General features: G+C 35.7%; 27 protein-coding genes. 2 read left to right on the top strand and 25 right to left on the bottom strand.

Annotated features, from left to right (window positions below; all coding sequences use genetic code 11):
* Window positions 1-37: 37 nt before the first annotated feature.
* From OPR21_RS04680 to OPR21_RS04560, 25 genes are all read right to left on the bottom strand, one after another.
* Window positions 38-1438 (bottom strand): WD_0033/WD_0034 family tandem repeat-containing protein, encoded by a 1401-nt coding sequence (locus OPR21_RS04680; RefSeq protein WP_265029655.1) that lies wholly within the window; start codon window positions 1436-1438, stop codon window positions 38-40.
* A 67-nt stretch (window positions 1439-1505) separates the two neighbouring features.
* A complete protein-coding gene (locus tag OPR21_RS04675; protein ID WP_264377819.1) occupies window positions 1506-2999 on the bottom strand; it encodes a recombinase family protein in 1494 nt (497 codons plus the stop codon).
* Window positions 3000-3008: 9 nt separating this feature from the next.
* Window positions 3009-3440, bottom strand: a complete 432-nt coding sequence (locus OPR21_RS04670) for a DUF2924 domain-containing protein (protein WP_264377818.1) — start codon at window positions 3438-3440, stop codon at window positions 3009-3011.
* Window positions 3441-3484: 44 nt separating this feature from the next.
* The gene (locus OPR21_RS04665; protein WP_320157055.1) at window positions 3485-4066 is read right to left on the bottom strand and encodes an ankyrin repeat domain-containing protein; all 582 of its coding nucleotides are present in this window, start codon (window positions 4064-4066) and stop codon (window positions 3485-3487) included.
* 184 nt (window positions 4067-4250) lie between these two features.
* On the bottom strand, window positions 4251-4823 hold the full coding sequence (locus OPR21_RS04660; protein ID WP_264377815.1) for an ankyrin repeat domain-containing protein: 573 nt from the start codon (window positions 4821-4823) through the stop codon (window positions 4251-4253).
* 61 nt (window positions 4824-4884) lie between these two features.
* On the bottom strand, window positions 4885-5625 hold the full coding sequence (locus OPR21_RS04655; RefSeq protein ID WP_265029654.1) for an ankyrin repeat domain-containing protein: 741 nt from the start codon (window positions 5623-5625) through the stop codon (window positions 4885-4887).
* A 168-nt stretch (window positions 5626-5793) separates the two neighbouring features.
* On the bottom strand, window positions 5794-6954 hold the full coding sequence (locus OPR21_RS04650) for a phage tail protein (protein ID WP_265029653.1): 1161 nt from the start codon (window positions 6952-6954) through the stop codon (window positions 5794-5796).
* The gene (locus tag OPR21_RS04645) at window positions 6954-7739 is read right to left on the bottom strand and encodes a baseplate assembly protein (RefSeq protein WP_265029652.1); all 786 of its coding nucleotides are present in this window, start codon (window positions 7737-7739) and stop codon (window positions 6954-6956) included. Before OPR21_RS04645 ends, OPR21_RS04650 begins: the two co-directional genes overlap by 1 nt.
* 2 nt (window positions 7740-7741) lie before the next feature.
* Entirely contained in the window at window positions 7742-8077 is a 336-nt protein-coding gene (locus tag OPR21_RS04640; RefSeq protein WP_265029651.1) for a GPW/gp25 family protein, read from the bottom strand.
* A complete protein-coding gene (locus OPR21_RS04635; protein ID WP_015587734.1) occupies window positions 8074-8328 on the bottom strand; it encodes a PAAR domain-containing protein in 255 nt (84 codons plus the stop codon). Before OPR21_RS04635 ends, OPR21_RS04640 begins: the two co-directional genes overlap by 4 nt.
* Window positions 8329-8331: 3 nt before the next feature.
* Window positions 8332-8796, bottom strand: a complete 465-nt coding sequence (locus tag OPR21_RS04630) for a phage baseplate assembly protein V (protein ID WP_264377717.1) — start codon at window positions 8794-8796, stop codon at window positions 8332-8334.
* On the bottom strand, window positions 8783-9256 hold the full coding sequence (locus tag OPR21_RS04625; protein ID WP_265029650.1) for a hypothetical protein: 474 nt from the start codon (window positions 9254-9256) through the stop codon (window positions 8783-8785). Before OPR21_RS04625 ends, OPR21_RS04630 begins: the two co-directional genes overlap by 14 nt.
* Window positions 9253-9768, bottom strand: coding sequence for a phage tail protein (locus OPR21_RS04620; RefSeq protein ID WP_265029649.1), 516 nt, complete (start codon window positions 9766-9768; stop codon window positions 9253-9255). Before OPR21_RS04620 ends, OPR21_RS04625 begins: the two co-directional genes overlap by 4 nt.
* Before the next feature lies 1 nt (window position 9769).
* The gene (locus tag OPR21_RS04615; RefSeq protein WP_143688821.1) at window positions 9770-10075 is read right to left on the bottom strand and encodes a head-tail joining protein; all 306 of its coding nucleotides are present in this window, start codon (window positions 10073-10075) and stop codon (window positions 9770-9772) included.
* A gap of 85 nt (window positions 10076-10160) precedes the next feature.
* Window positions 10161-11165, bottom strand: coding sequence for a major capsid protein (locus OPR21_RS04610; RefSeq protein WP_265029648.1), 1005 nt, complete (start codon window positions 11163-11165; stop codon window positions 10161-10163).
* Window positions 11166-11181: 16 nt separating this feature from the next.
* Complete coding sequence (locus OPR21_RS04605; protein WP_226080686.1) at window positions 11182-11553, bottom strand: head decoration protein; 372 nt, start codon at window positions 11551-11553, stop codon at window positions 11182-11184.
* A gap of 125 nt (window positions 11554-11678) precedes the next feature.
* A complete protein-coding gene (locus OPR21_RS04600; protein ID WP_265029647.1) occupies window positions 11679-12692 on the bottom strand; it encodes a S49 family peptidase in 1014 nt (337 codons plus the stop codon).
* Complete coding sequence (locus OPR21_RS04595; protein WP_265029646.1) at window positions 12692-14110, bottom strand: phage portal protein; 1419 nt, start codon at window positions 14108-14110, stop codon at window positions 12692-12694. The genes OPR21_RS04600 and OPR21_RS04595 overlap by 1 nt, the downstream gene beginning before the upstream one ends.
* Window positions 14110-15141, bottom strand: coding sequence for a PDDEXK nuclease domain-containing protein (locus tag OPR21_RS04590; protein WP_265029645.1), 1032 nt, complete (start codon window positions 15139-15141; stop codon window positions 14110-14112). The genes OPR21_RS04595 and OPR21_RS04590 overlap by 1 nt, the downstream gene beginning before the upstream one ends.
* A 19-nt stretch (window positions 15142-15160) precedes the next feature.
* Window positions 15161-15385 (bottom strand): gpW family protein, encoded by a 225-nt coding sequence (locus tag OPR21_RS04585; RefSeq protein WP_265029644.1) that lies wholly within the window; start codon window positions 15383-15385, stop codon window positions 15161-15163.
* Window positions 15378-17207, bottom strand: a complete 1830-nt coding sequence (locus OPR21_RS04580; RefSeq protein ID WP_265029643.1) for a phage terminase large subunit family protein — start codon at window positions 17205-17207, stop codon at window positions 15378-15380. Before OPR21_RS04580 ends, OPR21_RS04585 begins: the two co-directional genes overlap by 8 nt.
* Window positions 17204-18679, bottom strand: a complete 1476-nt coding sequence (locus OPR21_RS04575) for an ankyrin repeat domain-containing protein (RefSeq protein WP_265029642.1) — start codon at window positions 18677-18679, stop codon at window positions 17204-17206. The genes OPR21_RS04580 and OPR21_RS04575 overlap by 4 nt, the downstream gene beginning before the upstream one ends.
* Before the next feature lie 2 nt (window positions 18680-18681).
* Window positions 18682-19161, bottom strand: a complete 480-nt coding sequence (locus OPR21_RS04570) for a hypothetical protein (protein ID WP_265029641.1) — start codon at window positions 19159-19161, stop codon at window positions 18682-18684.
* Between the two features lie 28 nt (window positions 19162-19189).
* On the bottom strand, window positions 19190-20404 hold the full coding sequence (locus tag OPR21_RS04565) for a DNA modification methylase (RefSeq protein WP_265029640.1): 1215 nt from the start codon (window positions 20402-20404) through the stop codon (window positions 19190-19192).
* Window positions 20405-20507: 103 nt separating this feature from the next.
* Complete coding sequence (locus tag OPR21_RS04560) at window positions 20508-20963, bottom strand: crossover junction endodeoxyribonuclease RuvC (RefSeq protein ID WP_253303080.1); 456 nt, start codon at window positions 20961-20963, stop codon at window positions 20508-20510.
* A 634-nt stretch (window positions 20964-21597) separates the two neighbouring features.
* Between OPR21_RS04560 and OPR21_RS04555 the strand changes: the two genes are divergently transcribed.
* Both OPR21_RS04555 and OPR21_RS04550 read left to right on the top strand, forming a co-directional pair.
* Window positions 21598-22620, top strand: a complete 1023-nt coding sequence (locus OPR21_RS04555) for a virulence RhuM family protein (RefSeq protein WP_172758862.1) — start codon at window positions 21598-21600, stop codon at window positions 22618-22620.
* A gap of 577 nt (window positions 22621-23197) precedes the next feature.
* Window positions 23198-23990 (top strand): IS5 family transposase gene (locus tag OPR21_RS04550; protein ID WP_265023453.1). Its coding sequence is split into 2 segments (ribosomal slippage): window positions 23198-23461 and window positions 23463-23990, totalling 792 coding nucleotides; the frame shifts between segments, so codons are not numbered across the junction.
* Window positions 23991-24002 lie beyond the last annotated feature (12 nt).

The following is a 24002-nucleotide window of genomic DNA, read 5'->3' as shown; positions in this document are numbered from 1 at the left end:
GCTTGGTGATCATGAATATTCTACCACTCTTTTGAATTTATATCTGGTTTAAAGAAAACTTAACAATTGGTTGTTCTATATCTTCCACTTTTTCTAGCTTTGTGCCGGGCTTTATGGCATTATACAGCGCAAAACCTATACACGCCAATCCAGCTATTCCCACAACTGCTACTACTACAGGCATTTTCATGATATACAATGCAATGCTGCTTACCAGTAACACTACACCAGCACTACCGACCACGATTGCCTGTCTTTGTTGTATTAGCAGTTTTTCTTTTTCATCTGCAGTATTTCCTTTGCCAAATTCACTATAAAAATATGGTTTGGAAGAAGAAAGGCTATCAGAGGCATTTAGACCTTGTGCAACAGTTTCTGTTGAAGCAGTGGTACTTTTTTCGTATATTAATTGATTGTCATCTTCATAATCTCCTATTAAAGGTACAAAGTCAACAGCACTTTTATGCTCTATAGTCGATGTATTCAGATTATCTTTACATTCTTCCTCATATACTAAGTCACGCATAAGTTTCTCTTTTGATTCTAAATCAATTGTAATTGCCTCTTTTTGCTGTTTTGCAATCGTTAATGGTTCTTTCTCTTTGCCTGCAGCATCGATGTCACAACATAGTTTGGGAAATAGGTTGTCAGAAGCGTTTAGCTCTTGCTCATCGAAAGAGTTCTCAGCTTCTTTGTTGCTTTCACACATGAGAGGATTTTCACTTTCTATTAAAATATTTCGAGCTTCTTCACTGCTTACAATCCTAGATTCATGTATTTCATAGTCTTTATTGACATCTTCACATCTAGTTTCAGCATTATCACTTACAGGCATATCATTTTTAACTTCTATATTTAGAATTTCTTCAAATTCCTTGAGGATCTTTGCACTTTCTTTGCAATTGTGTTTATTAGCATAGTCAAGTAGTGTATAGCTTATTTCTTGGTTTTCTGCTTTCTCCACTTTCACTTTCTGGTTGAGAATTTCTTCTAAAATACCATTCTTTTTAGAAGCTTCTAGAACTGTTCTAATAGCTTTACTATTTTCCATGCAGGATACCAGTGCCGTGTAAGTTATTGTTAGACCATTTGGCAATTTTTGGGTCAATTTCTCACTAAGAACATCCTGTAAAATTCCTTGATTTATTGCTTCTTGTAAAAGCTCCTCAAAAGCTTGATTATTTTTATAGAACATAGATTGGCACAGTAGCGTCAGAGTCCCTTCCTTTTCCTCATCCTTGTAAATTATTTTTTTTGTAAGAAGTTTCTGTGTGTTGTAATTAGATTTATTAAATTTCTCACTAATATTTTCACCGTTTTCTATCTTCTTTAATAGCTTGAAAAGCTTTTTTTTATCTTCATTTGTAAAATTATCCTGATCACCTGCCAGCTTATAGGTTATATTTTTTTCGTTCTTGGTCTTTTTGAACTTTGGCATCATATTTCTTTCTCTACAACATTTAATTTTATAAATTAGTTACATTAATAACTTATTAATTGCTTAATTAAGGCACCAATTTGTAAAACTTATCCATCTGCTCACTCCATAGCATTGGTATTTCTCTCAAGTCAACCAACTTCAAATCTCTTGGCTGTCTCCCATTCACTATGTCTTCCTTAATCTTTGGTGCTAAATAATTTAACCTTAAAATTTGCTGTATACGTCTTGTACCTATATTAATTTTGGCACTCAGTTCTCCTACACTTGCATATTTCCCTTCTTCTAGTTGCCGTTTCCATAGGTGGGCTCTTACCACTCCTTTCAGTAGCGCATTGTTTGTTTTGCCTTCTGGTTCTATTACTGTGCATTTCTTTCCTTTCTTTTTTAACCACATTGGTATAAATTCCACCTTATCCTCTAAACACACTTCTATTTCATCTTCTTTTACCATCACTCCCTTTATTAACTTTTTCACTACTTCTTTCTGTCTTCTAAAACTTAAATTTTTCCATTTTTCTTCGGTCTTTTCTTTCCAATTTTCATATAGCTGCTCCGCTCTCTTCATTACTTCTTTTTCTACTTCTCCTGCTACTATTGTTCGGTTCACTGATCCACAATCCTTCCCCCTTAAATGGTTATTGCACACATAATATCGGTACCTTTTATTCTCCTTTTTTGAGTATGTCAGCGTCATATTTACACCGCAGTTCTTGCACTTAATTATTCCTCTAAGCAGCGCTTCCTCATATTTTGCTTTTCTATATGGCTGATTCCTTATTAATTCTTGTGCTTTTTGCCATTTTTCTTCCTCTATTATTGCTTCATGCTTTCCTTCATACTCTTTCTCATAATGTCTTATCTTTCCCACATATATTGGATTTGTTATTATTCTCCTCACCGTTGCCTTTTTAAAGATATCTGATTTTGTTCGGTATCCTTCTCTGTTTAACTCTCTTGCCAACTCTGCCATTGACTTCAGCTCCAAATATCTTTCAAATATATGCTTTACTGTTTTTGCTTCTTTCTCATTTATTATTAACTCTTTATCTTTTACATCATACCCAAATGGCAAAGTTCCTCCCATCCATAATCCTTGCTCTTTTGATGTTGCTATTTTATTTTTTACTCTCTCTACAATCATCTCTCTTTCTAGTTGTGCTGCTCCTGATAACACTGTTTGTACAAACTTTCCCATTGGCGTATTATTGTCAAATATCTGCGTTACTGCTACAAAATTTACTCGGTGCCTTCTAAAAAATGACGTTACTTCGATGCTGTCCTTTGTTTCCCTTGATAACCTGTCTAGCGTATATACTACCACACAGTCCACTTCTCCTGCCTTTACATCTTCAAACAACTCCCTTATTGCTGGTCTTTCTAAATTTTTTCCTGAAAATCCGCCATCATCGTACCTTTTGGGCAATACTACCCACCCTTCTCTGCTCTTTATGTACTTTTCACATGCTACTCGCTGCGCATCAAGACTATTAAACTTTTGTTCTAGCCCATCCTCATTTGATTTTCTTGTATATATCGCACACCTTACCTCTTTTAGCATTCTCTCTCCTCAATTTCCACTTTTATCACGCATCCCGAATAATAAAGGTCCGTTGTAGCTCATTCCCATTATTTTTCCTGCCACTGCTGATAATGACGTGTAAAATTCTTCTCTGTAGATCAATCCTGTATCCACTACCATTATTGCATGCGTTTCTTCACCCCTTTCTAATATCAGCTCTGTTCCCACTGCTGGCAGTTTATCGCTACTTATTCTTTTTCCCTTCTCTAGCCGATCTGCTAGGTATTCCAGTCTTTTGGCACCTTTTCTTGACATTTCTCCATACGCTTTCTCCTGTATCCTATACGCCAATCTTGGTATCAGATATTTCTTTGAGTATCTAGGTGCCTCTTCCTCAAATACCTTCTTCCATATTTTCCTCAGCTCTTCCAACGCTTTTTTCTCTAAACATTTTACCTCTTTTTCTACTTTTTTTTCCATATAATCACCTTTTCAAACACAGCACTTCTGAATTTTTAAAAACGCTATAGCACTTTTTCATCCACAGTTTCTAGCTCCTCCTTTGCAACTATCACACCTGCTGCCGTGCTTTCCGATACAACCCTTACTCTTTCTATAAACTCTCTCTGCTTATTTGCCATTTTTACGTTCTCTAACACTTCTTTTATCTCTTTACTATTTCTCGCATAATCCATTGGCGTTTTGCCAGATTTATCCTTTTGCTCTACATTCCCTCCCGCTTTTACTAGCTCTTCTACTATTTTTATCTCTGCCACCATGCAGGCAAGATGCAACGGAGCAAATTTGCTACTTCGTTCCACTGCGTTTACATCGACTCCTGCCTTTATCAGCTCTTTTATATTTTCTAGACGTTGCCCCATCACTGCTAGGTGTAGTGGTCTATATTTCCCGGCATCTGCTGCATCTACATCTGCTCCCTTTTTGATTAATAATTTCACTTTTTTTGGATCTGGCATTCCCACCGCGTAATGTAGTATCGTCCTTCCTTTTGTGTCTTTTTTATTAATATCTTCTATTGAGTTATCTAATACTTCTTTCCACGCCTTATTAAACTCTTCTCTTTCTTTCTGACTAAATTTTACCATAACTTTCCTCAGCTATTAATGCAATATAAAGTGGCTCCAATTTGGCTCACTTTAGCGCTTAGCAAATCTTGTTTATTTACCAGCTACTTTTTCACTTAGGGCTGTTTTAGCATAAAAAGCAAGTTTTTTTTGCTAAATTTACACATTTTTTCCACATATTATATTAAGATATAAATCTATATGCTTAATCTGTTAAATCTACCTCCTCTAGTTGTAATTCATTTACGTTTCGTTTCTCCATTACCTCCTCTATTGCCTTGTTTGCTTCTCCATACATCACTTCTACATCTCTCATATTCACTCCCTTCTTTTCTAGATAACTTGTCACTTTCGGGTAAATTTTTGCATAGTTTAGTGGGCTACATCCAAATTTATCTACTGTATCAAGATCTCCTCCTGCATTTATCAGCTCTTCTATTGTTCCTATTCTTCTTGCTAAACAGGCTAAGTGTAGTGGTACTGCTTTATTGTTTGATTTTGCATTTACTGTAGCTCCTCCTTCTATCAGCACTTTCACATTTTTTCTTCTTCCTAAAAACGCTGCTAGGTGCAACGGTGTCTCGCCTCTATTGTTTCTATCGTTTGTACCTGCTCCTTTTTCTATTAATAACTTTATTACTTCTGGCTCTGACACCTGTGCTGCTCGGTGCAATATTGTGCAACCTGCTGCGTCTTTTTCATTTATTTGTTGAAACCTGTTTTCTGATAATGCTTTCAATAACCTATCAAAAACATTCCTTGCTTCTTTCCTTGACATAACATACCTCACTTTCCCTTTGAAATTTTCGCAACCAAACTCTTTTTTTTGAGCTCCCTCCTCACCACATCTTGCTTAAGTCTGCCTTCAACACTTCATCTATCATTTCGTTCACTTGGCTCATTATCTTGCTTGCTAAATTTTTACATTCTTCCTTTATTAGTGACTTATCTTTCTTCCTTATTTCTCCTATCTCTATTATTTTTAACTCAGGTAAATAGCTCCTATTCAACATGTCTGCTATTTCTCTCACTAGCATCTCTATTCCATAGCACGTCAGTTCTCTACTTTTTGTTATTCCTCCTTGTTCTCTTAAGAATTTACTTGCCTTTTCACTCTCTTTGCTATCACATAGACGATACTTTTCACTTTCCCATATGTAATACATTGGTGTTGCACCGTACTTATTCAGTTGATTAACTTCAGCTCCGGCCTTTACTAGCTCTTTTATTATTTCAATTCCTGCTCCTCCTATTTTGCATGCAGAGTGCAATGGCGTACATCCACTGACATATTGAGTGGCATTTACTTCTGCTCCTTCCCTTAGCAGTACTTTTACATTTTCTAAGCTTTTCGCAAATACTGCACAGTGTAGTGGTGTATAACCCTTTTTATCTCTTGCATTAACATTTGCTCCTTTATTTATTAATAACCTTACTGTTTTGTAATCAGAGATTTCTACTGCTTGGTGTAATATCGTCTCTCCTTCTTCATTTCTTTTATTAATATTTTTAAATCCGTTACTTGATACTTCTTTAAAAAACTTACTAAAAGATTCTCTCTTTTCTTCGTTGAACCCCATTGCATACCTCACAAAATTAGCTTTTCTAGCGCCAGACAAATTTCTTATGTTTACCTGCTGCTATTCAAGTCATGTCCGTTTTAGCATGAGAAAGCAAGTCTTTTTCTTTTTATTTCATACACTTTTACCTATTATTAACATAATATATGAGGATATAAATATAAGTACTTAACTTATTATAGATATTACTTGACTATTTTTCCAACTTCTGTTCAAATGTCGATGTTCGTGCCACGTTAGTACGCCTGGGTAAAATACCAAAATGTAACTTTCTAACTCGTGTATTGCGTCCTTTTGCTTTAAATCTAAATTGTTTTCAAAATGAACATAGTGTTCTGCCACACCAAATCTTATAACTTTCTGGTTGGTAAAATCTTCTACTTTGTAGTGGTGAGTAACGCTAAACCTTTCTAAAATTGGCTTGTATTTTAAATTCCACAGTTGTTCAGATAGTTTGCTACTTCCTAGTAAAAATTTACTTCCTTTTTCTTCCACACTACCAACTGGAAAACATGCGTTTATTTCCCCCAAGTTCCAGCTATCTGATAATACTATCTGCGCTTTCGCAAACTTAATCTCAGGTAATAAGCTCTGTGGTAGCGGATATAGCGCTTTGAAGTTATACCACACATGATTTCTTTCATAAATACCGTTATAATTCTTTGTGTGAGGCTCGGTTTCTCCAAGGATTGCTACATCTAGGCGATATATATCATTGCTTAAAGCTCGTTCATAATGATCGCGTAGATAGTTTTCTATAATCCTAATAACTGGACCACTAGACCTGAAAAAATTTACTCTTCCAAACGATAATACTGGTCCATCTTTTTCAACTTTTCTACCTGAATAGTCTGACAATAAGCTGCCGAATAAACTTTCATCTAAAATAAACCTATCAACGTTATGGTGATCATTGAAAATCCTCATTAGCCTTGATCTTGCTGGTAGTGATAGTTTTGCAAGTTCTACTACTGCATCTACAAAAAAGTTATTTGGAACATCTCTTATTCCTATTTGCAACTCGAAAAAATGTTTACCAGGTGGCTCCTCAATAATTGTAATATCTTCTATATTTGCCCATTTGAGCGCTATTTTAAGTGATGCAGGTGTTCCTCTCAGTCTTTGAAATTTTACTCCTTCTACTATGGCTTTTCTTCTATCTTTTACCCAGCGCAGTATTTCTTCTAAACCATATTCTTCTATTATCCAAGGCAATGTTTCTTCTTTAAGACTAAACTTAAATCCTCTGATACAGCTCGGATCAACCTTATAATCTGTTGCATCAACCAGTGCTTGCTCTTGCTTTGTTGCGTTTGGGGGTAATAGCATTACTCAATCTTTAAATTTCGTAAATTTGCACACTCGTTACCTAGCACCACAACATCCTCTTTTGGCTCGATTAATTCTACGTTTTCTACACCCTCTACAAATAAATTCGCTATTATCCACGATCTTGTTACACTCCATCCCAGCCTTCTACTTTCTTCAAACTTCTTAATAAATTGCTTCTTGATTTCTTCCTCTGATATTATAGGACTTATGCTCATTCTGCTGTGAATATCTATTTCCGTAATATTGCAACCTATCACTGTTACTGTATCGGTTAAAACCCTTATATCATCTCTAGTAACCTGCTTTTTTACAATTTCTAGTAGCTCTTCTGACACTATGCCAGTTTGTGTTGATAAGATTGAAATTTGTACTTTTCCTGGTATAGGTGATTCTACTAGTGCATCTTTTACTCTACTATCTGCTGACAGTGCATGATATTTATAATATTCCTTACTTCCTCCTGTTGACCAACCTGCTATTTTTGCTTTTACCCTCTTTCTAAATCTTTCATCCTCTTCTTCTTTTTCTCTCTCTACTCCATAAAATTCAGCCAAATTATCAAGATCTTCTCCCCTTGCAAATTTCAGTAAATTACTCTTTACTGCTTCGTTCATCCTTTGTCTGAGCAAAAGTTCTCGCCAGGCTGCTACCTCCAGAATCTTTATCGCTGGATCGGATTCTACTAACGCTGAAAAGGTTTCATCTCTACACACTAACTCCTCCTTCATTCTGGAAAAGATTTCCTCATAGCTTAGTTTTTCAATAATATTAGATGTCTGCATTTCTAAACAACTATTCCACTAATACCTATGAATTTGCCTTCTGAAAGATACATACCTTCAAGTACAAGAGTCATTTTTCCTTCTTTAGCTTCAGCAATCTTTACTTTTTCTAACTTAAATCTCTTCTCAAATTTCCCCAGTGCTTCTGCTGTTGCTGCATAGATTTCCAAAGTTAAATCTCTATTTATTGGCTTATCTACTAATTCAAATAATCGAGAACCATAATCTCTTCTCATAATACGTGATCCAATAGGAGTGGTTAAAATATCAGTAATTGATTGTTTTAAATGTTCTATTCCTTCCAATTCCTTTCCCGTGCTAGCATTCATGCCTCTCATTCTGCAAATACATTTTTGCTAACACCTATCACTTTAAAACTACACGATACCAAGTCTCCTGTTCTTGTTACTCCCATACCGTTCACAAATACGCTGTTTGACCCTTGCGTTAGTGTCTCCCCTATAGTCAAGATATCACCCCTACGACACACAGATCTACTATTTACAAATACGTCTTCACTTCCACTCATACAAACATGAACCGGTATTCCTGTACAATTATCCCCTACACAAACGATTGCTTTACCCATATGCTAGTTTAGATCTATTCTCCTTCCCTTAAGTTTTATTCTTTCTTTTGTCATTTCTATACTCGATTCTCCAGCTTTCAGTGTTATTTTATCTACTACTTCAATCTCTAAATGATGTTTATCTTTATCGTATGACAACTTTGTTCCATCTTGAAATGTTAAGCTACTCACCTCTTTTTTATTCTCTGATGCAGGGTATTTTTCCTGGTATATCCCTCCTAACACCACTCCTAACGATAATTCGCCAAGAGGAGAAAATATCATAACCTGTTCACCGATATCTGGTGGAGACCAATCTCTATCTTTTCCTGCTTTACTTGTTATCCACGGTAAATAATCTGTTAAAAATTCGCCTATTTTCACTCTTACTTTTGCTTTTTCATAATCTATTTCTTTTACAATTCCTATACGAATAACGTTTGCTAGCTTCCTATTCAGCTCTGAAATCGCAAAACTATGATCCAACATTTATATTTCCTACGTTTATTGTATGTGGTTTAATTTTCCCCTCTTCCCATACTGATTTACCTAAATGAAGCTGATGACTCCAATCAACCATCCACACCAAATATGCATCTAATTCGGGTCTAAATCCATCAGGCTCTGCAGAAAGAAATTCAGCCGGAGATACATTCTTTTCCCAGGTATTCTTGTTCACTACTCTTGCAACCTCAGCAGCTAAAGATCTGACAATAATAGGTGCATTTTCTATAGTACTATCAACTACTATTCTTGCCTCAAATCTTACCCTCAGAGCTAGTTCACCTGTTCCAGGATCTTTTCCCGATTCTAAACTCACAAGCTCTACAAATACCGCTGGCGCTAATAATTCTTTTCTTATTGCTGGATAAATTTCACATATCTGTATAGCCGGTATTTCTTCCTTTAACGTAGTACAAATTACTTGATGTAAATCTTGCCAATTCATATAGGTGTAATGTCACTTAATTCGCGGTGGAAGAATTTTTCAAATACCTTTTCAACCTCATAATTAATAAGATTCCCTATTATCCTTGAAGCCTCAGGTTCGAGTGGCAACTTAACTTCCTTTATTGGTAATGCTGCCCTTCCTTCACGTTTAAAAATACCGCTATTTCCTTTTGGCATAACTGCTGCAAATCCTCCTATAAACTCATGCTTTCCTACTTTCGATCCTCTTCTTGTTTTTTGTATTTTACCAATTGTCGATGCTCTAATGTCGTAGAGATTTGCTCTAATTAACACTTCTAATCTGCTTGTTTTTGCTTTAAAAATTCTTAATCTCTTTCTTATCAAACTTAATTTTATCTTCTTTTCCTCACTAATTTCTTTTGCTGTCTTCAATTTTAGCCATAGTGCTGTTCTGTTTAACGCTCTCACTATTGCTAATTCTATTTTTTTTCTTTTAGCATTTACACTTTCTATTACCTCATTACTATTAACTTCTATATGCACAGACATTTTACACCCCATACGCTTCGATTCGCCAGACCATTCCAGATTTATCTCTAAGTGGTGGTGTGTGTATTTTGTATTTGCAATCACCTATAACAAAAATATCTCCTACAATTGGCCTCAGTATATCAAAAATGCTTACCTCAAGAAAAAGCATCTCTCCCACAAATTGTCCTTCACCAATCTCGTATAATTTATCTGGCTGTTGCTTTAATACCTGTACCATATATGACTTATTCTTTGACTCATATAAAGCTAACTCCCCTAAATGGATAAGACAATCTTTAAATAATCGCTTAATACTCTCTTGCATTCTTCTATTTTATTCATTAAGTTTTCATCAGTACGCTATATGCTGATAGAATACTAACTGCCTTTTTGTTGCTCTATCAGTATTTTTATGTTGCAACGACCTTGACCAAAACGGCCGGGCGGTGGCACATTGGCAGAGGGTTCGACTGTGTATGCAAATCAGTCCCTCTATCAAACCTCCTTGGCTCTTGTTTTGCATATAGTGGCTGTCCAAGAGTATTTACTGTCTCATTAAAGTCTGCTGGTGCAAAATATGTCGTAAATGTACTTGCTGTTCCTAGTGGAAAACAGTGCCCTGTATCTCTTTCTATAAATCTTCTTACAGTTCCTTCAGGATCAGTTGCTTGCCCTCTATATTCCTCAAACGTTATTCCACAGAACGTAAATCCTGATCTCATATCGTTCCTTAATGCTGCTCCTTCTTGCCATCTCTCGTATGCTTCTTTTACTTTAGTATGAGAAGTAAGTGCATCAAAAAACTCAGGGCTTACTAAAGCATGAATTCCTGTCATATATTCACCACTTAGATTATCTTCTATATGCCGGAGTACTTCCATACACTTACGCTTTACATCAGTTGTTGCTGTTCCCAGTGCAAAATTTACTACTTTTGGTGTTATTTCAAATTCGTTATACAGATTTAACAATTCACTTCCATCTGCGTCCAGAATTATTCCTTTCAGCGCTCCCATTCGCAAATGCTCTAATGTTATTGCATGTTTGTTTCTCATTAGCTGCAAATGATCAGTTATTACATCTGCCAGCGCTTTCAGTTCACTTTCTGATCCAAATGCCCTTATTCCTTGTACTTCCTCTGGTAACACTACATCATCGTGAGGAATATGTGGAATTGTAAATGTTCTTACCTTTCTTTTTCCTCTTTTTCCTACTGTTGCTGGTGCCCCTGGAACTTGCGTTGGTAGTAAACTTAATACTCCGTTTTGCTCTTCTATTGTAATATGTCTAAATCTTACTGACCTACTTGGAAATAAATTTAAATTTTCAACTCGTCCATAATTTACCGGCAATATATTCATCGCATTTGTTAGTGCCGTCATGCTAAATGCTGTATTTGTAAATGGATTTTGCATTGAATTTCTCCTTAAATTAGACTGTTTTGCGAATGATAATTCCACGTGTTTCTAGTTGTTTTATTGCTGCTGTTTTTTGCTCTTCAGTGATATTTACTGGCCACACAACTGCATAATCTGCTAGCATTGCACCGCGAGCAATAATTACTCCTTTACTATTTTCCTTTGCGTTTACATCGCTTGTTATCACTCCTATCGCCGTTTGTGTCCCATCTGTGGCAGTTGGATTTAAAGCTTTAATTAAATTATCTTTAGTATCATAACCAACTACTGTTCCTAGCTTCAGATTTTGCCCCTTGGCTACTGTTATCTGATCTCTTGAATATAGACTTGATGCCTCATACTTTAATAAGTCACCTAGATTATTTTGTTCGGTTATACATGTCATATTTCCTTTTCTCCTTTTTTTATTTTTTTACCGCCATATTTGTAGTTGTTATATGCAGCGGTTATAATTGTGGCGCGTTTTGAACACTTATTTACCGCGGCGATTATATACCACGGTTAAGACCATCAAATGCACCGACTTTTCGCTACCTGCATCATCAATTCTTCTCCTGCATTCTGTGGTATTGCACTCAGTATCTCTGTTTTTTTCGTTCGCTCTGCAAGTAACTCCATTAAAACTTCCCTGGCTTGCTCAACACTTGAGCCTTGCTCTATAAATTCTCCTATCTTTTCTGGCATCTTTGATATATTACATAATCTTATTATCTCTAAAATTTCTCTACGACAGTTCTCCTCAATAGTTGTCATACTAACACTCCTACTTTTATGATTGTTGATAAATTCAAAAAATGTTGTAACTCCATCTGCAAGACCTATTTCTACTGCTTTCTCCCCAAAATATAGACCTGCTTCTGTTGATCGAATCTTTTCAATTGAAAGACCTCTGTTCCTTGCTATTAGCTGCACAAACATTCCATATAGTCGGCCTACTTCTTTTTGTAAGCTTTCTAAACTTTCAGACGTCATTGGCTCATGCGGATTTAAATCATTCTTTCGACTGCCAGCAAAGATTGTGGTGTATTTTATTCCCTGTTTTTCATCAAAACCACTTTGATCTATATGACTTGCTATTACTCCTATACTCCCAACTCCTGAAGTGCGGGTGAGAAAAATCTTTTCAGCGCTAGAGGCTATAGCGTACGCAGCAGAATATGCATCATCATTTGCTATTGCAATAATTCTCTTTTTTGCTCTTGATTCATAAATAAAATCAGCTAGGTCAAAGACACCGTTTACTTCTCCTCCTGGACTGTCTATGTCAAGTAGAATCGTCTCTATGCTTTTATCTTCTAAAGCACTCTCTATCTCTTCATGAATATTTTCATACGAAGTCATGTCTAAAATATGATCAAAAGCTTCTGTTTTTTTTGTCAAAACTCCATAAATACGTATTATTGCTATTCCTTTTGGGTTTATATGAAAATGCTTTAAGTTCTTAAAGATAGGTTGTTTGCTGTTATATAATGATAGTAGTTCAAAGCTTCTTCTCTCTACCATTATTGGCTTATTTATCCACATCACCTTCCTTCCCTTTTATGGTTAACATCAGAATCGAAACAAAGTCCAAAAGAATTAGCTCGCTTTTGATCTTCTGCTATTTCTTGGTCAATTTCTTCTACATCGTAACCCATTTCTGATACTACTTCCGATCGACTCTTAAATCCATTCCTTACTGCCATTTGCTGTGCTTGCTGGTCTTTCAGTGGATCCACCCAATCAAATCCCTGTGGTATCCATTTTACTTCTTCTTTCGCTGCTTTTACTACTTTTTCATCTATACAGAGTTCTCCACAAAGTACTGCTAACTCTAGCCATCTATTCCATACTGGTCTGCAAAATTGAAATACCATAATGTTGTGTTGCAGCATAGCACATCTACGACGAAACTCTATTAATCCAGCTCTGATTGATGAATAATTAACGCCTGTTAAATCTCCTGTTAGCTGCTCATATGTTATCCCTGTACCTATTGCTATTGCCCTCAGTTGCTGTCTCATGAATGCTTCATAACTTCCTCCTACGTCTGATGGTTCTGAAAATTTTATGTCCTCTCCTGGGTCTAAAAGCTGCATTGTTCCAGGTTCCAGGCCAGATAGTGCTACTCCTTGCTCACTTGCTTCACCTTCTCCCATGATATTTGCTTCTGGATCGAGTCTCGTAATAAATCCAGCAAACATTGCTGCAGTTTTCTTTCTCACCAGCTCTGCATCATCATATTGATCAAGCTCATAAAGCTTCAGCAGTATATTAGAAAGCCAAGGCTCCCCTCTGATTTGTCCAGGTCTTAAAGGTTTATAGATATGTAAAACATCATTTGCTGGTACTCTAACTGATTCTCCAAACATACTTTCACCAGGGTGTTCTTTAAATAGGTAGTATGCTTCTCTTTGCCCAAGCCTGTTAAACTCAATCCCGTTTCTTATTACATTACCATTTCCTAAAGTTTGATTTGTTTTATTATCTAAATGTTCAGACTCAAGTACTTGCAGTTGTAATGGTACAGAAAATCTATCTTCCAGTTTTCTCGTTCTTAAACGTACAAAACATTCTCCTCCCTCTATCATACTTCTGCACACTATAGCTTGTAATCCATAAAAATCACTTACTCCGTTACTGTCTGCTTCATCTGTCCATCTTAGCCATAATTCTTGCACCTTCTTTCGAAATTCTCCATCCCTTGCTTTTGATTGTGGTTTTATTCCTGTTCCAATCGAGTTACTTACTATTGTATCAATGATATTTGCTGCATATGGATTTTTTCTTACCATATCCCGAGAGCGGCTACGTAAGTGCCCAAGGCTCTGAGAAAGTAAATTATTTATGCTTCCTAACTCTGGTTGAAAGTGAAAAAATCTTCTTCCTGAACCTGCTGCATCCCACGCTGAACTTTTGATTTTTGGCTTGTTAAATAGTTGTTTGAACGATTTTAATAGCATTACTTTTCTTTATCTGAAATTTTTGATAACTCAGCTTCCAGCTCTTCTATTGTTGGCAAGGCTGTCTTTACATTCTCTGGTAGATTTTCAGTAATTTTATATTCTGCCAACCCTATCGGTTTATTTATGTCTTTCAATGTATACTTAGCTAGTACGTTATCCTTTGACTTGCATAAAATTAATCCTATAGATGGTTGATCTGTCTCGTGCTTTAGTAAATCATCAACGGCTGAAAGATAAAAATTCATTTTACCTGCATACTCTGGCTTGAAATCTTTGTCTTTTAGCTCAATTACTACAAAGCAACGTAGCTTTAAATGATAAAACAATAAGTCAATATAGAAGTCTTTATTTCCAACATCTAAGTGAAATTGCCTACCAACAAATGCAAATCCTTCCCCTAGCTCAAGCAAAAACTTCTCTACATGGCCTACAAGACCTTTTTCTACTTCTCTTTCATGAGCGTCATCTCCTATACTCAAAAAATCAAAAATATATGGATCTTTTAATGTATAATGTGCTAAATCTGACTGGGAAGAAGGTAACTTATCTTTGAAGTTAGTAACAGCTTTTCCTTGACGTTTGTGCAATTCACGTTCGATTTGCATCACCATTATACTACGTGACCAGCCGTGCTCTATAGCTTTTTGAAAATAAAATAGTCTTTCTTTTGGATCTTTTACTTTATCTAAAATAACTACAATATGAAACCAAGGCAATTGTGCAGCAACCTGCTGCGTAAATTCAGTATCTTGATATTCTGCAGCAAATTGACGCATATAAGTAAGATTCCTAGCACTAAATCCCTTCATTTCTGGAAATGCGCTTCTCAAATCCTTACTTAGCTGATCTATGATTTTAGCACCCCAACCATGTTCTTTTTGGCGCTTCAAGATCTCTGTACCAATATGGTGATAAAGCACAATAAGCTTGCTATTTACTGCTAGTGCTGCTTTATAACGACTAGTAGCAATCTGCTCTTTCAGATGCTCTAAAAATTCTGTATATTCTTTTGCTATAATTTTTGTCATATGGGTCCTTTCAACGATATTATATGATCCCATTACTTGTTGAAAAAACAATTTTCCTCTTTGGCTTCACACCTGCAACTTTTAGCTCAGCTTTAATACGTTGTCTTAAGTTTAGTAAATCATTTATCTGAACTTCAGCATATCTCACTACATGGTCACCATATGCAATTGATACTACTCGCTCTCCGTTTTGCAGCTTCTTTATCGCTTCTTCGACTTGAACTAAATACTCTTCGTTATACATTTTCCAGCCATTTACTCTGTCTTACTTTTTTAGGCTTTTTACTTTCCATTTTTCCACTTAAACTATTCCATTTACTCTCTGGCCAACGATCGATTCCAAGCGCAATAGATGCAGCTCTTGCGTAAATTCGACAATCAAGTACTTCATTTCTTTCTCTTACCTTTTGCCACTCTTGTTTGGTGTATCCTTTTACTACCTTGCTGACTAATTGCTCTGCCGTTAGCTGTTTAAAATATTCAGGTGCATACTCGGGAAAATGACAATATCCAGGTAGAGCTTTTCCCTCTTCTTCTTTCAAAATATTAAGTAATTGAAAAAGCTCTGACTTTAATATCGATACTCCTACTGGCCAGAGCTTTATTCCTCTCTTTAGCTTTTGACCACCAACTGTTATATCTACTCTACTTGGGCTGCTAAGTGGTACTAGGGCTTTATTTACACCTTTCACTGCCATTACTCTTCCAGAGCCTTGATGACCTCTTACCCAATTGTATACTTCTTGTGTCGCATACCCAGCATCAACCGCCATCATGCTTATCATGTATTCAAGACCATTTTCACCGATAAAATGATGATTTAACAGCTCAGAGAGTTTTCCCCATACTTCTCCTCCTCCAGTATCACCTTCAAATACTTGGTAGTCTATTGACCAACTTTCACGGCTTTTTCCCCAGGCTACAACTTCTACTTCTAACCGATCTTTTTGTACATCTACTCCTGCTGTGAGTACCACTTCGCCTTTTGGTACTGTACCAATCTGAAAAGATTCTCTTCTGTTAAATAATTGCTTCCATTCTGGTACTTCTCCTTTATCTACCCAGGTTTCTCCAAGTGTGGTATTTATCCAAACTTTCAGTAATTGTTCACTTTCCTTTGCATGGAGAAAATCTTCTACTGCTTGTTGCCAACTATACCAGCCAACTGGACTATAAAGACTTGAAAGATGAAATCCTTTTTTCTCACCTTTTACTCTATTAGTAGGCCTCCATTCTCCACGCTCAAGCATCTCTGTCTTTTGATGATTTTCTATCTTTTCACCACATTCTATACATATATAGTGTGCTGTTTTTGAGTCATTGTTTTCCCATTTTATTTGTGACCATTTTAATACTTGATAGTCATTACAATGCGGACATGGTACAAAAAAATATCTCTTATCCGTTGCTTCAAATTCCTTTTCAATTCTACTTATTCCATGAATCGTTGGCGTTGACACTAAAAAAATCTTTCGCCGTGCAAATGTATTAGTTCGAGCAATACTAAGCAGTACTGGATCTCCTTCTCCTCCCGAATCTCCTGGATAGGCGTCTATTTCATCAAGAAAGAGATATTTTACTGGCATAGAACGAAGTCCTACACTGCTGTTTGCTCCGGTTATTACTACTATTCCACCTGGAAATTCCTTACTTTGTACAGTATTCCCTGAATCTCTTGACCTTGGGTCTTTTACTTTACTTTTTAAACATGGTGTACTTTCAATCAGTGGCGCAAATCTTCCTTTTGACCAACGCTTTCCCATTTCAACTGTTGGCTGTACTACCAGCATTGGACCTGGTGTTTGATCGATAATATAGCCTATCCAATTATTTCCTGCTTCTGTTCCCCCAATCTGCGCTCCTTTCATGAATACTATTTTTTCAGCCGGTGAAGAAGGAGAAAGTGAATCCATGATTTCTTTTAAATAAGGAGTTCTTTCCGTTCTCCACTTTCCTGGCTCTGATGCTGCAGTTGGTGCTAGAACTCGATACTCATTCGCCCACTCTGATACTTTAAGCTCTGGATCTGGTCTTAAACCTTCAGAAAATGATGTGGCGTATATCATATTGCTAGCTCTTCACCATCATTAGATGATACTTCAACATCACTTAAATTAGGACTACTTGTTTTCTCACTTTCGAGTTCAATAAACATTTTCTTTTCAAGCGCTTCTTCTATATACTTCTGAATTAAATTACTCATTACTATTGCAGCTATGAGTGCAACTATTCCCACCATTACTGCAGCTATAATGTTAGGGTAAATTCCCACTATCGCTATTGCACATACTGTTATAGAAACACAGACGATATTGATATATTTCTTTATTTTTTTGTCTGCTATTTTCCTTTCTTCAAAATATTTATTGCTCAATAAATGAAATGTTGGAAAGTTGTCATTTTTTCCAAATAAAACTATATCTTTTTCTTTGCTTAATAACTTTATCAGTTTTACGTTATTTGTTGTTATTGCGTACTGAAAAACATCTGTAGCATCTGCTCTTTTCTTTAGCAGTAATTTTACTATATTAAAATGTCTATTTATTGCTGCAAGATATATCGCTGATTCTCCTTTATTGTTTAAAATATCTACTTCAACTCCCTCTTCTAAAATCTCTTCTAGGAACTCCTCATATCCTTTTTTTGCAGCTAAATGAAGTAAACTGTTTTTATCTTCTCCATATTTACTACTCATTAAAATTTCCACTATATCTTGTTTATTCCTTTCTCTTGCATAACAAAATGGTGTTTTGCCTTTATCATCTCTAATCAAAGGATCTATATCTTCTCGCGTTAGTAAAACCTCTATTGTTTTAAGTCTTTCAGCATAATGTAATGGTGTTTTATTTTCATAGTCTTGTAAATTGACCTTGGAGTTTGGAGCATTTGTTAAACACCTTACAATATCCAAACACAAATCTCGTTCATCATAATTGCTAACGCTTACAGCATTGTGAAGAGGTGATAACTTTGTTGCATTTTCTCCACTACCGGTCCTATTTACATTTGCATCGAGGTCTACTAGTTTTTTTACTACTCCTATTTTCTTGTTGTTTACTGCATAATGAATTGCTGCGTGATTTCTCGCATCAAGAATGTCCTTATCCGCATTTCCTTCTCTAATTAAAATTTCTACTATCCCTTCATTTCCAGCTCCTGCTGCTAAGTGTAATGCTGTATGTAGTAGAGCATTCTGCTCATTAACATTAACCCCTTTGTCGAGTAAAAACCTTACAGCATTTGCTTCATTCAACATCGCAGCTAAATGAAGTAAGCTATCTTTCTCCAATCCATATTTGTGATTGATTAGTGCTTGTAATATCTCTTCTCTTGCACAAGAGAGCGCACTTTTACCATCATCATCAGTGATCAGTGGATTAATATTTTTCCTATTTAGTAAGAGCGCAACCATACTAAGCTCGTTAATTTCTACTGCATAATGTAGCGGTGTCTTTCCATTTAATCCTCTAACATTTACATCCACTCCTGGTTGATTAATGAGACACTTTATTAATTCTAAACTTAAGTTAGCAGACATTATTAAAATTTAGCGTTAGATAATTCTTCAAGTGAGTTTGTAATCTCTTCAGTTAGCGCCATATGAATCTTTTCAGTGTCACTCAGTGATGCAAGTAGTGCTGAAACTCTATTTGGAATATTAAGTAAATTATTACGGACAACTCTTGCTATATTAAATGCTTCGCGCTTTACTTCCTCTACCGCTACAAGTTCACCAATCTCAGCTTTTGCCTTTGCCTCAAGAAGTTTACCTCGTTCCATTTCATTTTTTATTCTAGTTTTTAGCAACATTGTAGAAAGGTTATTTGTATTTTCGTTTTCTGGATTTTTCCTCCTCAGTGGCTGACTTGGATCTCTTATTGCCGCTACTGCTTCATTTGCTTGTTCTCTATTGATCAAACCATCCTCCAACTCAACTATTCCTTTTTTTACTAAATAACAGACATATTGCTTTGATACTCCTATCTCTCTTGCCCATTCCGTCTGCGTGATTTTTTCCACTCTTTTCCTCCTCTCTTTTTGCTCCTTTTTACGAATTTTCTTCTTGAATTTCTGCAAAAGTTTTACCAGTACTGGCTAAAAGGGCATCTCTTCCGGTATATATTTGCCAACGTTTTATGGTTACATCTACAAATTTTGAATCTAGCTCTATTGTCCTACAAATTCTTCCTGTTCTCTCACATGCAATCAGTGTGCTGCCAGAACCGCTAAATGGATCAAGTACAGTATCCCCAGGTCTGCTGCTATTAACTATTGCTTTCTCCATTAGCTCTACTGGCTTCATTGTTGGGTGCAGTGAGTTATGTGTTGGCTTATCATAAAACCATAGATCACTTTGATTTCTACCTCCATTCCACTCACGTTTATTGCCCCTTTTCCACCCATAGAGCATTGCTTCGTATTGTCTTTGATAATCAGACCTGCCTAGTGTAAAATGATTCTTTGCCCAAATGATAAATGTTGACCATTTTCCTCCTGCCTCCTCAAATGCTTTTTGCAACGTTGAAAACTCTGATGATGATATGCAGATGTAAATTGCTCCTTTCGTATATGCTAAAATATGAGTACAAATATCATAGAGAAAAAGCTCATACTTTTCACCTTGATTATCATTTAGTATCTTTTTATCCTCTCTTTCTTGACTGCTACCATAATCAACGTTATATGGAGGATCACAAATAGTAATGTCTGCCATTTTATCGCCCAGTACTGCTTTAAATGATTCAACTACAGAGCTATCACCACAATAGATTCTATGATCACCTAAAATCCAAAGATCACCTGGTTTTGTTACCTTTTTGTCATCAACAGCTAAGTCAGAAAGATCTTCTTTTTCACTATCTAAATCATCAAGGAAATGTTGAACTTTTTCTAATTCAAATCCAGTCATTTTAAGATCAAACTGTAAATCTTCTAACTCTTGAATTTCTACTTTCAAAAGCTCATCATCCCACTTTGCCCAATTAGCTGATTGATTTGCCAGTAACCGAAAAGCTTTAGTTTGTGGTTCATTTAAATTATCACTTAAGACCACTGGAATACTCTCCATACCAAGTTTTCTTGCTGCTTTAAGTCTTAAATGACCATCAACCACAGTTCCATCGCTTTTTGCAACTATTGGTATACGAAAGCCGAATTCCCTGATTGAAGCACACATTCTATTTACTACGTCATCATTTTTACGAGGATTACGCTTATATTCGACGAGGTTTTCAACAGGATAGTAGTGGATTGCTAAATTCATATCTTAATAATTAAAAAGTTAATATTCAAAATATCTCTGACGCTAAAGAAGGCCTGGGGTCTGACCCACCAAACCCGCCATTATGGCCGAAAGGACCCACTTTTTATGGATTTTTCATCTTATTAATATCTTTACTAATATAGAACATTAATGCCAAAGCATCGGCCTCATTATCATCTCTAGGTAAAAAACTTTTTTCACGTATCGCTTCAATAACTTCACTCTTACTTGCATTGCCTTTGCCTGCTATAAAGCGTTTGATAGTTTTAACATTAACACCTTGGTAGGGAATATTGTTCTCTTCACACCAAGCAGACAGAACTGCGAGAAAACCGCCATAGCAATGCGCTGCATCAGTTCCTAGATGTCTTCTCACTTCCTCAAAATACACTGCAGAAATGTCTTTCAAAGAATTGAGCCAATTACGAAAATTCAAGAAGCACATGCCACCTCCGCTAAAACGGCTACCATGAAAACTTTTGCTCCCACTTTCAATTACTCCATCTGTTAGAATTGCCCAGCCTGTCTGTTTACCGAGGTCCAGTGTTAGGATTGACATTATTTAAAACTATAAGTAGCACTGATTCCAAAATATCGTCTGGTTCCTCGAACGTACTATCAAAAAGCGGTTTATAGTTTTTTTGTTGGCCAACAACGGAAATTCGAGAATCATGTGCTACTCCTAATACCAAGTCCCGTTAGTAATAAAACAAATGAAAAAGAGCTCTTTTTGCCTATAACTGGGGAATTAAGCAAATTTATAACGTGTTCCATTTGTCTTCCCAATAACGAATATTGGTATAAGAAGTATATGGATTAAGGTTGTCTACGTTATAGTAGCTCTTTCAACTACCTCTTAACAGATATATACTAGAAATGAGGTTGGAAATTTGATTTGCACTAAATTTTTTTTGTTTGAGTTAAGTTATTTCTTCTCAATTACGCAACTTAGCAAACACTTTGTTTCTCTTGCTATCAGCTAATTTAAAGGTTTTCTGGGAACACTCAATAAAAAAAGATGAGAGATACAAGGAACTTATGAAAGCTGTTGCAAAGTGAGTTTTCTCCTTCATACAAATTTTTTCTTTACAATGAATAAAAACGGTGTTAAACTTACTTGTAAGTTTATTTATATCAATCTAATCATTAGTAGTACTTTTTATTTGCTTTTCAAAGGGTGTTAAAGGAAGTGTATGAACAGGAATCATAATGAAATTTTATTCTATGAAACAGATGATGGAAAGGTATGTATTGAAGTTAGATTTGAAAATGAAAATCTATGGCTTACTCAGAAACATATGGCTGAGTTATTTGGCTGTTCAACTGATAATATTTCATTGCACCTAAAAAACATTTATCTATGTAAAGAACTAGATAAAAACTCAACTACCGAGGAATCCTCGATAGTTCAAAAAGAGGGAGAAAGAGAAGTAAAACGTGATGTGGTTTTCTACAATTTAGAGGCTGTGATATCAGTTGGTTATCGTGTCAATTCAGAGCGTGGTGCTGCTTTTCGCACATGGGCAACTGATAAGCTAAAGAAGTATATTTTCAAAGGTTTCGTGATTGATAGCAATAGATTTAAAAATGGCTCTAGATTTGACACTCGGTTTTTTGATGAGTTGCTTGAAGAAATTAGAGAAATTCGTGCAAGTGAGCGTATGGCTTATCAGAAAATCACAGACATTTATGCAACTTCAGTAGACTATGCAAGCTGTTCAACTGAAACAAAAAATTTCTTTGCTATAGTGCAGAATAAATTGCATTTTGCTATTACTGGAAATACAGCAGCAGAAATTATTGCTAACAGAGTGGATAGAAGTAAACCTAATATGGGATTAACAAATTGGCGTAAGGGGCCTAAGGGAAAAATCTTTCTTTCTGACACGCAAGTAGCAAAAAACTATTTAGATAAAAATGAAATTGCTCAGCTAAACAGAATAGTAAATATGTATATAGATTACGCAGAGTTTCAAGCTGCCAGGGGTAAAGTAATGTATATGAAGGATTGGAAAGAGAAACTCGATGCATTTTTAAGATTTAATGAGCAAGATATATTACAGAATTATGGCAAAACCTCTCATGAAGTAGCAATTGCCCTAGCTACAAAAGAATATGAGGTATTTAGAAAAACACAGGATAAGTCATATAAGTCAGACTTTGATAAATTGGTGGAAGAAAAGAAAAGTCTTGATCAAAAAAGTGTAAAAACTTAGAGCTAAATTTCATAAAAGTAAAAAACAATTTAGAAATGCCTTTTAATTGAGTTTTAAGCTATCTTGTTGGTGGGTTGTATAATCGCTTTGAAACTTAATTGTAGTGGCTTTTACCTTTTTGCAGAAGTTAAGTTTTCTGAGTAGTAAGATGAAAGTAGTATATGTTAATTCATACTACTTATTATTATATAATAATAGAAAACTTTAGAGACTGAAAACTGGTCAAAACCCCTCAATATTCCTAAGTTTTTTGCCACCTAAACCAGATTGCAGCTCAGAAATCTGTCAACCCTTAAACTATTGAAAATACATCATTTTTTTGCTAGCAGAAAGTACCAGATCTCATAAACTGCACCAGATTCTGCCAAGACTGAAGAGTTCTGGAGTCTGGTATTGTAGCTGAGATCTAATTATAGTAAAGCCAAATGTTTGAATCTTCAACTGGCACAATACTTCCATATTCTGGCGATTTGTAATCGGTTGGTAAAATCTTTTCATACACTGTAATATCCTTAGAACCTGTACATGATCTCAAGAAAGGAATAAACTAAGAGATAATATATATAAGTTAGGATATATGAGGAGTTTATACCCAAGTGATATAAGTCGGGAAAGATTTGAGATTATGTTACCAGATCTAGAGTCCTGTAGAAAAAAAACAAAACCAAGAAAACTTGATTTGTATGATGTATTTTGTGGAGTGTTATACGTTCTGAAAAGCGGTTGTCAGTGGAGAATGCTACCAAAAGAGTTTCCAAAATGGCGCAATTGTTACGACTATTTTAAGAAGTGGAGTGAAAAACCAGATGCAGATAAAGAAAGTGTTCTGGAGCTGGTGTTAAAAAAAAATAGTTGGCGTGGTCCGACAAAACAATGGTCGGAAAGAAAAAACCAGCTTCTGCATAATTGATGCACAGAGTGTAAAAAATGCAGATACTGCTGAAGAAAAAGGCTATGATGCAGGCAAAAAGATTTCAGGAATAAAACGCCATATTGCAGTAGATACGCAAGGTTTGCCCCATGCAATTTATATAACAACAGCAGAGATAACTGACCGTAGCAGTGCTGTGAGAATGGTCGAAAATGCAAAAGAAAACCTCTCGGGAGTTAAAAATGTACTGGTTGATGCAGGCTATACTGGAGAGAATTTTGCAACTCAAATAAAAACGATTATTGGTGCAACCGTTGAAGTGATAAAAAGAAATGAATTACATTCCTTTGTTGTATTGCCCAAAAGATGGGTTGTGGAGCGATCTTTTGCTTGGTTAGAAAAATGTAGAAGATTGTGGAAAAATTGTGAGCGAAAACTCAATACTAGCCTACAAATGGTCGTTCTGGCTTTCACTGCCTTACTTCTGAAAAGATTATGAACAGGCTCTAAG

The sequence above is a fragment of the Wolbachia endosymbiont (group A) of Philonthus cognatus genome (assembly GCF_947251755.1).
GTDB lineage: Bacteria > Pseudomonadota > Alphaproteobacteria > Rickettsiales > Anaplasmataceae > Wolbachia > Wolbachia pipientis.
The sequence above is the reverse complement of the archived record's forward strand: the minus strand, read 5'-3'. Positions and strand labels throughout refer to the sequence as shown.